12 protein-coding genes are annotated in these 12862 nt (G+C 60.9%); 7 read left to right on the top strand and 5 right to left on the bottom strand.

Features of this window, described 5'->3' with window-relative positions:
* Positions 1 to 77: 77 nt before the first annotated feature.
* Positions 78 to 2453: a 5-methyltetrahydropteroyltriglutamate--homocysteine S-methyltransferase gene (gene metE / locus CIW50_RS06590; RefSeq protein ID WP_149530500.1), complete on the top strand. Its 2376-nt coding sequence runs from the start codon at positions 78 to 80 to the stop codon at positions 2451 to 2453.
* 47 nt (positions 2454 to 2500) lie between these two features.
* Here metE and CIW50_RS06585 read toward each other — a convergent pair whose 3' ends face one another.
* Positions 2501 to 3484, bottom strand: a complete 984-nt coding sequence (locus CIW50_RS06585) for an ATP-binding protein (RefSeq protein WP_149530499.1) — start codon at positions 3482 to 3484, stop codon at positions 2501 to 2503.
* Between the two features lie 192 nt (positions 3485 to 3676).
* Here CIW50_RS06585 and yajC point away from each other — a divergent pair, with 192 nt between their 5' ends.
* From yajC to CIW50_RS06560, 5 genes are read left to right on the top strand one after another with little or no spacing between them, the layout of a single operon-like run.
* Positions 3677 to 4048, top strand: coding sequence for a preprotein translocase subunit YajC (gene yajC / locus CIW50_RS06580; protein WP_149530498.1), 372 nt, complete (start codon positions 3677 to 3679; stop codon positions 4046 to 4048).
* Positions 4049 to 4094: 46 nt separating this feature from the next.
* Positions 4095 to 5693: a protein translocase subunit SecD gene (secD, locus tag CIW50_RS06575; protein WP_149530497.1), complete on the top strand. Its 1599-nt coding sequence runs from the start codon at positions 4095 to 4097 to the stop codon at positions 5691 to 5693.
* Between the two features lie 16 nt (positions 5694 to 5709).
* On the top strand, positions 5710 to 6738 hold the full coding sequence (secF, locus tag CIW50_RS06570) for a protein translocase subunit SecF (RefSeq protein ID WP_149530496.1): 1029 nt from the start codon (positions 5710 to 5712) through the stop codon (positions 6736 to 6738).
* Position 6739: 1 nt separating this feature from the next.
* The gene (locus CIW50_RS06565; protein ID WP_149530495.1) at positions 6740 to 7123 is read left to right on the top strand and encodes an Mth938-like domain-containing protein; all 384 of its coding nucleotides are present in this window, start codon (positions 6740 to 6742) and stop codon (positions 7121 to 7123) included.
* The gene (locus CIW50_RS06560) at positions 7120 to 7965 is read left to right on the top strand and encodes a phytoene/squalene synthase family protein (RefSeq protein WP_149530494.1); all 846 of its coding nucleotides are present in this window, start codon (positions 7120 to 7122) and stop codon (positions 7963 to 7965) included. Before CIW50_RS06565 ends, CIW50_RS06560 begins: the two co-directional genes overlap by 4 nt.
* Here CIW50_RS06560 and CIW50_RS06555 read toward each other — a convergent pair.
* From CIW50_RS06555 to CIW50_RS06545, 3 genes are all read right to left on the bottom strand, one after another.
* Positions 7957 to 9060, bottom strand: a complete 1104-nt coding sequence (locus tag CIW50_RS06555) for a serine/threonine protein kinase (RefSeq protein ID WP_149530493.1) — start codon at positions 9058 to 9060, stop codon at positions 7957 to 7959. The genes CIW50_RS06560 and CIW50_RS06555 overlap by 9 nt on opposite strands.
* A gap of 30 nt (positions 9061 to 9090) precedes the next feature.
* Positions 9091 to 10524, bottom strand: coding sequence for a methylenetetrahydrofolate--tRNA-(uracil(54)-C(5))-methyltransferase (FADH(2)-oxidizing) TrmFO (trmFO, locus tag CIW50_RS06550; protein ID WP_149530492.1), 1434 nt, complete (start codon positions 10522 to 10524; stop codon positions 9091 to 9093).
* A 186-nt stretch (positions 10525 to 10710) separates the two neighbouring features.
* A complete protein-coding gene (locus tag CIW50_RS06545; protein WP_081421766.1) occupies positions 10711 to 10863 on the bottom strand; it encodes a DUF1127 domain-containing protein in 153 nt (50 codons plus the stop codon).
* A gap of 868 nt (positions 10864 to 11731) precedes the next feature.
* Here CIW50_RS06545 and CIW50_RS06540 point away from each other — a divergent pair.
* Entirely contained in the window at positions 11732 to 11962 is a 231-nt protein-coding gene (locus CIW50_RS06540) for a hypothetical protein (RefSeq protein WP_349636738.1), read from the top strand.
* Positions 11963 to 12023: 61 nt separating this feature from the next.
* On the opposite strand, the gene CIW50_RS06535 is transcribed toward CIW50_RS06540, so the two are convergent.
* On the bottom strand, positions 12024 to 12836 hold the full coding sequence (locus CIW50_RS06535; protein ID WP_149530490.1) for a lytic murein transglycosylase: 813 nt from the start codon (positions 12834 to 12836) through the stop codon (positions 12024 to 12026).
* Positions 12837 to 12862 lie beyond the last annotated feature (26 nt).

Raw genomic sequence — 12862 nt, 5'->3', positions numbered from 1 at the left:
TTGCGATTCCGCGACTGCCGTCGTGGAATCCAGACGTGTCACTTTGGCCTTTTGCCCCCAATCATTGGGGTTAAGCCATGTCTACTGTGTCAAAGTCTACTTCTTCAAAATCAACTACCTCACTTCCTGTTGCTACATTGGGGACGCCACGGATCGGTCCGCGGCGTGAGCTCAAGATGGCGCTGGAAAGCTATTGGTCCGGTACAATCGACGAGAATGCACTGATCGATGTCGGCATCGGACTGCGTGCCGCAAACTGGGCGCGTCAAAAGTCGCTCGGGATCACGGTCATGCCGTCGAACGACTTCTCCTTCTACGATCAAGTGCTCGATACCAGCGTCATGGTAGGCGCTATTCCCAAAGTCTATGGCTGGACCGGCGGAGATGTTTCCTTCGCGACCTATTTTGCCATGGCGCGTGGATCACAAGGCGATGCGCATGACGAGGCCTGCACGCACGGCTCTCATGCGCATGGCGCGTCGCAAGGCGTACCGGCACAGGAGATGACCAAGTGGTTTGATACCAACTATCATTTCATGGTGCCTGAGCTGACGCAGGATCAGACCTTCAGTCTCGCATCGCGCAAGCCGATCAAGGAGTATGAGGAGGCGAGATCGCTGGGTTATCAGACACGACCTGTGCTGGTCGGGCCTGTGACCTATCTCAAACTGGCCAAGAGTATGGGTGCGTCATTCGACCCGGTAACGCTGCTCGATCGATTGCTGCCCGTCTATGTTGAGGTGCTCGGGGAATTAGCCGACGGCGGCGCCGAGTGGGTGCAACTGGATGAGCCGTGTCTGGTGCTCGATCTCGACGCGTCCGCTCGGCAGGCGCTGCAGAAGACTTATGCGGCTTTTGCCGAAGCGGTTCCGCAACTCAGGATCATGCTGAACACTTATTTTGGCGAGCTGGGTGACAACCTCGATCTGGCTTTGTCGCTTCCCGTGGCCGGCCTTCATCTCGATCTGGTTCGTGCACCCGATCAGTTCGATGAAGTCGCTGCGAAAGTGCCGAAGGACATGGTTCTCTCGCTCGGCGTGATCGATGGACGCAATATCTGGCGATCCGACCTGTCCAGTCTTCTCGATGGGTTGGAGCCCATGGTCGATCTGCTGGGACGGGATCGCGTGGAGCTCGCGCCATCTTGCTCGCTGCTGCATGTGCCGATCGATCTGAGCCTTGAGACCGAGCTCGATCCGGACGTCAATAGCTGGCTGGCCTTTTCGATCCAGAAGATGGAAGAACTGGCCACCCTCGGTGCTGCACTGGCTAGCAGCCGCGCTGATGTCGCCGCGACGCTTGCAACGTCGGATGCCGCAGCCGCCGCGCGAAAGGCATCGCCGAAGATCCACGACGTTACTGTCGCCAAGCGCGTCGCCTCTGTTGATGCAACCATGCGTCAGCGTGGCAGTGACTTTGTCTCACGGGCGGCCGAACAGCATCGACGCTTCAGGCTGCCGACATTTCCGACAACGACCATCGGCTCGTTTCCACAAACTGCGGAAGTGAGAAATGCGCGCGGGGCCCATGTCAGAGGCACACTCAGCGATGCCGCCTACAAGACGTTCCTGCAGAACCAGACGGCAAGGGCGGTGCGCTGGCAGGAGAATATCGGTCTCGACGTGCTGGTACATGGGGAGTTCGAGCGCAACGACATGGTGCAGTATTTTGGCGAGCAGCTCTCCGGCTTTGCCTTCACAAAACACGGCTGGGTGCAGTCCTATGGCTCCCGCTGCGTGCGGCCACCCGTGCTGTTCGGCGACGTGTCCCGGCCGCATCCGATGACCGTCGAATGGTGGCAGTACTCACAGTCGCTCACCGAACGTCCGATGAAGGCCATGCTGACAGGGCCTGTCACGATCCTGAACTGGTCGTTCGTGCGTGACGACGTTCCCCGCGAAGTCGCCTGTCGCCAGATCGCGCTCGCGATACGCGATGAGGTGGCCGATCTGGAAAAGGCTGGCGCCGGTATGATTCAGATCGACGAAGCGGCACTCCGCGAAGGGCTTCCGCTGCGCAAATCGGAATGGAAGTCCTATCTCGATTGGGCCGTGGAGAGCTTCCGCATTTGTTCGTCCGGCGTGCGTGACGACACGCAGATCCATACGCATATGTGTTACTCGGAGTTCAACGACATCATCGACGCGATTGGTGCCATGGACGCCGACGTGATCTCCATCGAAACGTCACGGTCGAAGATGGAACTGCTCGATGCATTCAGGACCTACAAGTACCCGAACGAGATAGGTCCGGGCGTTTACGACATCCACTCGCCGCGGGTGCCTGAAATGCGCGACATGGTTGATCTGCTCAAGCTTGCACGGCACCGGCTGGCGGACGCTCAGCTCTGGATCAATCCCGATTGCGGGCTGAAGACTCGAAAATGGGAGGAGGTGCGGCCTGCGCTCGTAAATATGGTCGCGGCAGCACGCGAGTTGCGAAGCCTGGTATAAAAGAAGACTGGCGCCGCCCCGTTGTCATGACGGGGCGGCATTTGTTTTTACTTCGTTGCTAGCTTCACGCCAAGGCGGCCGGCGAGTTCCTGCACGAACTGCCAAGCGACACGGCCCGATCGCGAGCCGCGGGTGGTCGACCATTCCAGCGCGTCGCGTTCCAGCTCGGCGGCGTCGATCTTGATGTCGTAATGGCTGCAATAGCCGCGCACCATGTCGAGATATTCGTCCTGGCTGCATTTGTGAAAGCCGAGCCAGAGGCCGAAACGATCCGACAGCGACACTTTCTCCTCGACGGCTTCGCCGGGATTGATCGCGGTCGAGCGTTCGTTCTCGATCATCTCGCGGGCCAGAAGATGGCGGCGGTTCGAGGTCGCATAGAGGATCACGTTGTCCGGCCGGCCTTCGATGCCGCCTTCGAGCACAGCCTTGAGCGACTTGTAGGAGGCATCGTTGCCGTCGAAGGAGAGGTCGTCGCAGAACACGATGAAATAGAAATCCGAAGCGCGGATCTGTTCCATCAGTGCCGGTAGGCTCTCGATGTCCTCGCGATGGATCTCGACCAGCTTGAGGCGACCGGCGACGGATTTGCTGGCATTGACCGAGGCATGCGCAGCCTTGACCAGCGACGACTTGCCCATGCCGCGCGCGCCCCAAAGCAGCGCGTTGTTGGCTGGCAGGCCGTTGGCGAAGCGCCGGGTGTTCTCGATCAGGGTGTCGACCTGCTGGTTGATGCCCTGCAGCAGGCCAATATCGACCCGGCTGACTTTGGGGACTGGGGCCAGACGGCCGTCGGGATGCCAGATGAAGGCGTCGGCCTGGGCCAGAGAATCGGCATTGGAGCGCTTCGGCGCCGCGGCGGCCATGCCGGCGGCAATGGCCTCAAGCGCGAGTGCGATCCGTTCGTCGATCCGGGGGGCGGCGGCTGGTCGCGGACGTTTTGCCGCGGTCGTGCGGACGGTCTTTGATGTGCGGGTCGCGGGAGCCTTTTTGGCAGGGCGGCGGCTTGTTTTATTGGGCTTTTTTGACATTTTTGACTTTCCTCGGCGCGCACCCATATCGAGCCCGGAACACATCCGCAAGCGGTACAAATCGCAGGCAAATCAGTGGGTTTACCGGCGTTGCAATTGGGACGCCGGCCGCTATAGTCCGCGCGAATTTGCCCAAACCGGCCGAACGCCGACGCGTCGCCGGTTATTCCCCAGCGTTCACGAGGACTTCCGATGTTCATTACCCCTGCGTTTGCCCAGGCTGCAGCCGGCGGCGACACCAACAGCATGCTGATGTCACTGCTGCCGTTCGCGCTGATCTTTGTGATCATGTATTTCCTGATCCTGCGTCCGCAGCAGAAGAAGGTGAAGGATCACGCCGAGATGGTGAAGAACATCCGCCGCGGCGACACCATCGTCACCTCGGGCGGTCTTGTCGGCAAGGTCACCAAGGTGGTGGACGACGAGCAGGTCGAGTTCGAACTCGCCGAGGGCGTTCGTGTGCGCCAGCTCCGTACGATGATCTCGGGTGTGCGCACCAAGGGTGAGCCCGCAAAGGAGAAGGCGGACAAGTCCGAGGCCAAGGACGACTCGACCGCGAGCTGACGCGTTTACGCGTCGCCATTATTTAAGAATCTGACGGGTCATCTCGATGTTGTATTTCACGCGGTGGAAGGCGCTGGCGGTCATTCTGACGGCGCTCGTGGTCTGCCTGTGCGCGGTTCCTAACTTCTTTCCCGAAGCCACCGTGAAAACCTGGCCAAAATGGGCGCAGCGCCATCTGGTGCTGGGTCTCGACTTGCAGGGTGGCTCGCACATCCTGCTCGAAGTCGACGCCAATTCGGTCAAGAAGGACAAGCTCGATCAGGTGCGCGACGACGTTCGTCGCACGCTGCGTGACGCCAAGATCGTGTACACCGGCCTTGGCGTTCGCGGCGACAATGTCGAAGTCCGCATCACCAAGGACACCGACTATCAGACCGCACTCACCAAGCTGCGCGAGCTGTCACAGCCGCTCGGCGGCCTGATGGGGCAGAGCGGCCAGCGCAGTCTCGAAGTTTCGGATGCAGGCAACGGCCTGATCCGCCTCTCGGTGCCGCCGGCCGCGATCAATGACCGGATTCGCCAGTCGGTCGAACAGTCGATCCAGATCGTCGAGCGCCGCGTCAATGAACTCGGCACCGTCGAACCGCTGATCCAGCGTCAGGGTCTCGACCGCATCCTGGTGCAGGTCCCGGGTCTGCAGGATCCGACCCGCCTCAAGGAATTGCTCGGCAAGACGGCGAAGCTCGACTTCCGCATGGTCGATACCTCGATCCCGGCCGAGCAAGCACAGGGCAGGGTGCCGCCCGACTCTGAACTCCTGATGAGCTCGCAGTCGCCGAAGACGCCTTATCTCGTGAAGAAGGAAGTGCTGGTCTCCGGCGCTGACCTGACCGACGCGCAGCCGGGCTTCGATCAGCGCACTAACGAGCCGATCGTCTCGTTCCGCTTCAACACGTCGGGCGCACGCAAGTTTTCCGACGCCACGGTGAAGAACGTCAATCTGCCTTTCGCCATCGTGCTCGACAATGAAGTGGTCTCGGCCCCCGTCATTCGTGAACCGATCACCGGCGGCTCCGGCCAGATCTCGGGCAGTTTCACGGTGCAGGGCGCCAATGATCTCGCGATCCTGCTGCGTGCCGGAGCGCTGCCTGCGCCGCTCAGCATCATCGAGGAGCGTACCGTTGGTCCCGGCCTCGGCGCCGATTCGATCGCCAAGGGCGAGCTTGCGGCCTATGTCGGGTCGATCCTCGTCATCGTTTTCATGCTGCTGACCTACCGCCTGTTCGGGCTGTTCGCCAACATCGCGGTGACCATCAACGTCCTCATGATCTTCGGCATCCTGTCGCTGCTCAACGCCACGCTGACGCTGCCCGGCATCGCCGGCATCGTGCTGACGGTCGGCATCGCCGTGGACTCCAACGTGCTGATCTATGAGCGCATCCGCGAGGAACTGCGCGCTGGCCGCACCGCCATCTCGGCGATCGATGCCGGCTTCAAGCGCGCGCTGGCGACCATTCTGGATTCCAACATCACGACTTTTATTGCGGCTGCGGTGCTGTTTTATATCGGCACCGGACCGGTCCGCGGCTTCGCCGTGACCTTCGGCATCGGCATCATCACGACGGTTTTCACGGCCTTCACCGTGACCCGCCTGATCGTTGCTGCCTGGGTCAGGTGGAAGCGGCCGACCAGCGTGCCGATCTGAGTTTACGGAGCAGACTTTGACAACGACACAAATGGTTCTCGCAGGTCTGGGCGCGCTGATCGTCGTTCTGTCGATCGTGGCGATCTTCGACCTGTTGCCGTCGCTCCGCATCGTCCCCGACGATACGAAGTTCGATTTCACACGCTTCCGCCGCATCTCGTTCCCGATATCGGCGCTGCTGTCGATCCTCGCCATCACGCTGTTCTTCACGCACGGGTTGAATTTCGGTATCGACTTCAAGGGCGGCACGCTGCTGGAAGTTCAGGCCAAGTCCGGAACCGCCGACATCAGCGCGATGCGCACGACGCTCGCAGCCCTGCAGCTCGGTGACGTACAGCTGCAGCAGTTCGGCGGCCCGGCTGAAGTTCTGATCCGCCTTGCCGAACAGCCCGGCGGCGACGCCGCGCAGCAGACGGCGGTGCAGAAGGTGCGTGCCGCGCTCGGCGACAGCGTCGAATATCGCCGCGTCGAAGTGGTGGGTCCGCGCGTCTCCGGCGAATTGCTGGCTTACGGTATGCTCGGTCTGATCCTCGCGATCATCGGCATCCTGATCTATCTCTGGTTCCGCTTCGAATGGCAGTTCGCTCTGGGCGCGATGATCGCCAACGTCCACGATATCGTGCTGACGATCGGCTTCATGTCGATCACGCAGGTCGACTTCGATCTCACCAGTATTGCGGCGCTATTGACCATTCTCGGCTATTCGCTCAACGACACTGTGGTCATCTATGATCGTATTCGCGAGATCCTGCGCCGCTACAAGAAGATGCCGATGCCGGAACTGCTGAATGAGTCGATCAATTCCACGCTGTCGCGTTCGATTATCACCCACGTCACCGTGACGCTGGCGCTGCTCGCGCTGTATGCGTTCGGCGGCCAGGCGATCCACTCCTTCACCGCCGTCATGATCTTCGGCGTCGTGCTGGTCGGCACCTACACCTCGATCTTTATCGCCGCGCCGCTGCTGATCTATCTCGGCGTCGGTGAGCACCGCGAAGACGCCGACAAGCCGGCCAAACCTGCAGCGAAATCAGCGAAGCCCTGAGATGCCTGTCGACCCCGACGCGCCGCACCTTCCGCGCTCGGCCGCCATCGAAGCCTACGGCAAAGGTGGCTTCCACTTCGACACCATGTCGCATCAGGGCTCGCTTTTGTGCCTGCCCGATGCGGTCTGGGCATGGTCGGTGACAAAGGCCAGTGATATCGACCGCCATTCGCTGCGGCGCGTGTTCGAGGGCGCTGCAGGCATCGATACGCTGATCATTGGCACCGGCAATGACGTCTGGATCGTGCCGAATGATCTCCGTAATGCCTTGCGCAATCTGCATGTGGTGATCGATGCGATGCAGACCGGCCCTGCGATCCGCACCTATAACGTGATGATGGGCGAGCGTCGGCGCGTTGCTGCCGCGCTGATTGCGGTGCCATGAGTGGTGCTGATCAAAGCTCCGCGGCGTTCTGCGCGGAGTTGGTGCGCAGCCACGACTTTGACCGCTACGCATCGACCTTGTTCGTGCCTGCGGACAAGCGCCGTTCGCTGCTGGCGCTCTATGCGTTCAATACGGAAATTACCCGCGTCCGCGAGCTGGTGAAGCAGCCATTGCCCGGCGAGATCCGGTTGCAATGGTGGACCGACATGCTGGCCGGTCTCGGCCATGGCGAGGTTGATCAGAACCCGGTTGCTGCCGAATTACTGCTGGCGATCCGCACGCATGATCTTCCCGTCGACCGGCTATCGAAGCTGATCGATGTGCATATCTTCGATCTCTACAACGATCCGATGCCGGATCTGGCACTGCTCGAGAGTCACTTTCGCGATACGCTCGGGACTTTGCTGTTCTCGTCGGCCAGGATCCTTGGCGACGGCTCGGAGGCCAGCGCGCATGTCGCCGAGCATGCCGGATTGGCCCAGGGTGTCGCGCGGATCGTCGCGCGTTTGCCTTATGACACGATGCGGCGACAACTGTTCATTCCGCAGGACATGCTCCTGCAGAACGGCAGCAGCGCCGATCAGGTATTTGCCGGGAAGTTGACGCCGGGCATCCGCGAAACGCTGGATCGGCTGATATCAGGTGCGCAGGAGCAACTCGCGACAGCGCATGGAATGCTTGCGGATGTAGCACCGGCTGCGCGCGCAGCGTTCCTGCCCATGGCACTGGTGAAATACGATCTGGCGCAGATGGCGCGACCGGATCACGATCCGTTCGAACTTCACATAAGATCGCGGTTGCGAACCCTCTGGACATTGTGGTGCGCCTCGCGGTCAGTGTGACGTCAGATTCTGGTCCGTCGTCTCGAAATTGAAACGGTCGCGCAGGTTCTTCCGCGACTCCAGAATGCCCTTCAGGAACGCGCGGTCGGCGTCGCTGGTCATCAGAGGTTCCAAGAGATCGACCTGGTTCATCGCAACCAGTTGCAGCACCTCGGTGCGAATGCGGCCTGAGGCGTCGCGGGGCAGGGCTGCGACGACCTGCAGATGCTCAGGCGGCTTTGCAGCCTTTGCGGCAGCCAATTCGCCCTGCAGCTTGGTTTCTAGCGCGACGTCATCGGCTTCGACAAAGGCATAGAGGCCCACGCCGGTGCGGCGATCGGCGAAGGCGACGATGGACGCGTCGCGCACGGCCGCATTCTTCTTGATGATTTCCAGCAGTGGCGGCGCGTCGTTGACCAGCCGCTTGCCGCCGCCTTCGCGGTCGGTGAAGTTGAAGATACCGCGGGTAATGGCGCGGTAGACTTTCTTGCCGGTCATCAGCCAGATCCGTGCCGGCAGCGACTTCTTCGCCAGGATCGCCTTTTCCTTCGGCGTTAGCAGTTCCGGCGCGTAAGTCCGCTTGTGCTTCAGGAGATGGCGCAGGTCTTCATAGGCGGCGATGCGAAACAACTGACTGCGGGACTTGAAGCAGACTGCGAGCTGGAAGTCGGTGACGTAGGCCAGACCATCGCTGCCGCGCAGCCAGTTCTGCTCCTTGGCGAGATCGTTATGGCAGACGCCCATGCGATGCAGCTTGCGCAGCGCCAGCTTCGCGGATTTGAAGTAGCGAGCATCGTGATGGGGCTTGGCAAGATGCAGTGCGACGCCGTCGATGAAGCCGCGCACCAGCGCGCGATCGCCGGCCCAGAGCAATTCAGGTCCGACGCGCAGATCGCGCGCCAGCGTCAGTGCACGGCGTTCCCGCGTGAACAGATGCAGCGCCAGCAGATATGACCACCATGGCACCTGGTCGAGCCGGCGCAGCACCGCATCGACTTCGCCCGATGACGTGCGATAGCGACCGCGCTCGACGGTCGAGAACACGTCGCGTTTCAGCAACACGCCTTCGGTCCAGGTCTTGGACAGCGCAGCGGCGTCCTGTGGCGGCAAACTCATCGAACAATCCTGAAATTCAAATTGCCAGCGTCATGCTGCGGCTGCGACGGGCAGGCTGGCGGCGATCCAGCTATCCATGTCGGCCAGCGCCCGCGCGCTCATCGCCTGCTTCTTGGCCACGGTCTTCTCATTGCCGCGCAGCCGCGAGCCGTCGGGCTTCTTGGTCGGCGCCTGAGCCAGCGGCGGGAACAGGCCGAAATTGATGTTCATCGGCTGGAACGAGCGCGGGCCCGCATCGATGGTTTCGATATGACCGCCGGTGATATGGCCGAGCAGCGAGCCCAGCGCCGTTGTCACGGGCGGGGGCGCCAGCGACTGGCGCTTGGCATCGGCCGCGGCATAGAGGCCGGCGATCAGGCCAACGCTCGCGGACTCCACATAGCCTTCGCAGCCGGTCATCTGGCCGGCGAAGCGCAGGCGTGGCTGCGCCTTCAGGCGGAGTTGTTCGTCGAGCAGTTTTGGCGAGTTGAGGAAGGTGTTGCGATGCAGGCCGCCAAGGCGTGCGAATTCGGCATTTTGCAGGCCGGGGATCATCCGCAATGCCTGCTGCTGCGGGCCGTATTTCAGCTTCGTCTGGAAACCGACGATGTTGTAGAGCGTGCCCAGCTTGTTGTCCTGGCGCAGCTGCACGATGGCGTAAGGTTTCACGAGAGGATCGCGCGGGTTGGTGAGACCGACCGGCTTCATCGGGCCGTGACGCAACGTCTCGCGGCCGCGCTCCGCCATCACCTCGATCGGCAGACAGCCGTCGAAATAAGGCGTGTTGGTTTCCCATTCTTTGAAGTCGGTCTTTTCGCCGGCCAGCAGCGCGTCGATGAAGGCCTCGTACTGCTCACGGGTCATCGGGCAGTTGATGTAGTCGGCACCGGTGCCGCCGGGCCCGACCTTGTCGTAGCGCGACTGGAACCAGGCGATCTCCATATCGATCGATTCTTTATGGACGATCGGCGCGATGGCATCGAAGAAGGCGAGTGCGTTTTCGTCGGTCAGCCCACGAATGCCGTCCGCGAGCGCTGCCGAGGTCAGAGGTCCCGTTGCAATGATGACATTGCGCCAGTCGGCCGGCGGCAGGCCTGCCACTTCGGCGCGGTCGATGGTGATAAGCGGGTGGTCGTTCAGCGCCTTGGTTACGGCATCGGAGAAGCCGTCGCGATCCACCGCCAGCGCGCCACCGGCGGGCACCTGGTTGGCATCGGCGCAGCGCATGATCAGCGAGCCCAGCTTGCGCATCTCGGCGTGCAGCAGGCCGACAGCGTTGTTGAGCGCGTCGTCAGAGCGGAAGGAATTGGAGCAGACCAGTTCGGCGAGGCCATCGGTGCGATGGGCGTCGGTCATCTGGTGCGGCCGCATCTCGTGCAAGATCACGGGAATGCCGGCATTGGCGACCTGCCAAGCGGCTTCCGAGCCGGCGAGGCCCGCGCCGATCACATGGACGCAGTCGTCTTGGTTTGGGGCTGTTGTCATGGCCCCGCATGTAGCGCGTTTCGGCGCGAAGTGGAATTCGCTTCGCGGAAATTCGGCCGGTTAGCCAGAGGTTTGAAGAGTTCTAGCTCGGAACATAGTCGTCTTGTCGGGAACCACGATCGCGCCCGCGCGAGGCGGGCGCAATCCGTGAAACGTCAAACTGGACGGGTAAACCGTCCTGACGGATCAACCGTTATAGGCGCCAGAAGCAACGCGCGGAATGTCCGAACGGTCGAGACCGATGTCGGAAAGCTCGCGATCGCTGAGCTGGGAGAGTTCGGCAACGTTGCGCTGATAGTCGCGGAACGCCTGGATCATGCGGATGAATGAAAGCAGCATCTTGGTTCTCCTTCGTTAGGCGATTCATCTCTTGCGAGGTGCTTCGCTGTTGAAGTGAATATAGATGACGATATCGCAGTGCAGCAGTGGAGATGTTGCGATGCAGCTAGTCAAGGATCGCATAGCTCACGCAAGGAATGATTAACCTCTCGGCGCTGGCAGGTGATTTTACAGGCATGGTGCGTATTAGGGCACCTCCAGTAGCCATTCTTGGGTTTAATTAGTCAGTTAAATCATGCGTTTGGAATGGTTCCTGTGGCTGAACGCGTGGACCCGCGATGCGACGCCGGATCAAGCCATTCTCTCTCCAAACTGGATGGCTGGACCGGACGCTTCACAGCTGATCATTGCCCTCGTCGCTATGCGCGAATCGCATACGCGGAGTAAATGTGAATATAAAATCATCCTTACGTGTGCCTGATCAGAAGCTTGTTCCAGGATGCTGCCGCGTGAGGATATTTATATCTGCAACTGGAAATTTCCAGACGGCAGCTATCGTGTGTTCGCGCCGCGTCGCGTCGTGTTCGGCGAGACAGATGCGCGCTCACGTGATCGCGTTTCATTGTGGGATCGGTTGCTGGCCTGCGATGGGATCATCCTTCGATGCACAAGGAAGAGCCGATACCGTGACATGCGCGATCCCCGCGCGAATTACATTTGTGTAAGTTTGTTGCTTGTGATGTCTGAAGCACCAAAAAGTTGAGTGTTCTTCGTGACGATCACAACCGCCTCACATTCAATTCACTGCGGCTGTTATTTCCTGGATCGCAGCCGGACGTATCAATTCCTTCTACAGAATCCGGCAATGGCGTCGGTTCTGTTGCGAAGGATAAACAAGATGATCACAAGATTACTGGGAGCGGCCGCCATGGCTGCTATTGCGTTCGCTGCGGCGCCGGCCTCGGCTGCGCGTATGGAAGGCTGCAGCGGCAGCAACCTGATGAAAACCGAGACCGCCGTCGAGGCGATGCCGGACGGCGATGCGAAGTGGGTTGCGTTCAAGGAAATGACGGACGCGCAGACCGCGTTGCTCGATAACAAGATGGGCGTGTGCGCTGTCCATCTGACCAGGGCGATGCATGTCGGCATGACGAAGTAGGAGATCACGGGAGGGGCCGCTTGCTGAGGAGCGGACGGCCCTTCCATCATCGCGGTGGGCGTTACGGCTCCTTGGCGAGCTGGCTGGCGAAGTAAGCGATGGTCTTCGAATAAACCTCGCTCTTGTTCCACTGCTGGATGACCGCGAAGTTCGCTGTTCCCGGAGCAAAGTCCTGATCGCGCTTCCAGCCAAAGCTGGCGAGATAGTTCGCCGTTGAAGCCAGCACATCCGGTGCGCTACGCAGCAGGTCGCGATGACCATTGCCGTCGAAGTCGACCGCGAATTTCAGGTAGGACGATGGCATGAATTGCGTCTGGCCGATTTCGCCGGCCCAGGCGCCATGCATCTCGGCAGGCGCCAGATCCCCGCGGTCGACGATGCGCAGCGCATCGAGCAATTCAGCACGAAACAACTCCGCGCGTCGGCAATCATATGCGAGCGACGCGATGGCACGGATCGTAGGAAATTTGCCGATGTTCACGCCATAATCGGTCTCCAGTCCCCAGATCGCCACCAGCACTGGACCGGGCACGCCATATTGCTGTTCGATGCGTCCCAGCACCGAGCCGTAACGCTTCAGCATGTCGCTGCCCCGACGCAGCCGTGGTGGCACCATGCGTCCGGAGAACTCCTCGAAGCTTTGCTTGAACACCTGCTGGCCGCGATCACGCGACAGCACGCTGTTGTCCAGGGTGACGCCGGTCAGGGCTGCATCGGCTGTCTTTTGCGAGATGCCTTTGCCAACCGCTTCCGTCTTGAAGGCTGCGAGCCAGCCATCGAAACTGCCGGTGCCGCAGGTAGGCGCAGCAAGGGCCGGCGCTAGCGGCGAGATCAGGACAGTACCAAGCAGGAACGTACGAAGCAGGGGGCGCATGGTCTCAAGGCTCTCATTCGCTATTG

Origin of the sequence: Tardiphaga sp. P9-11 (assembly GCF_008329525.1) — a bacterium.
In the GTDB taxonomy this organism is placed as follows: Bacteria; Pseudomonadota; Alphaproteobacteria; order Rhizobiales; family Xanthobacteraceae; genus Tardiphaga.
The sequence above is the reverse complement of the archived record's forward strand: the minus strand, read 5'-3'. Positions and strand labels throughout refer to the sequence as shown.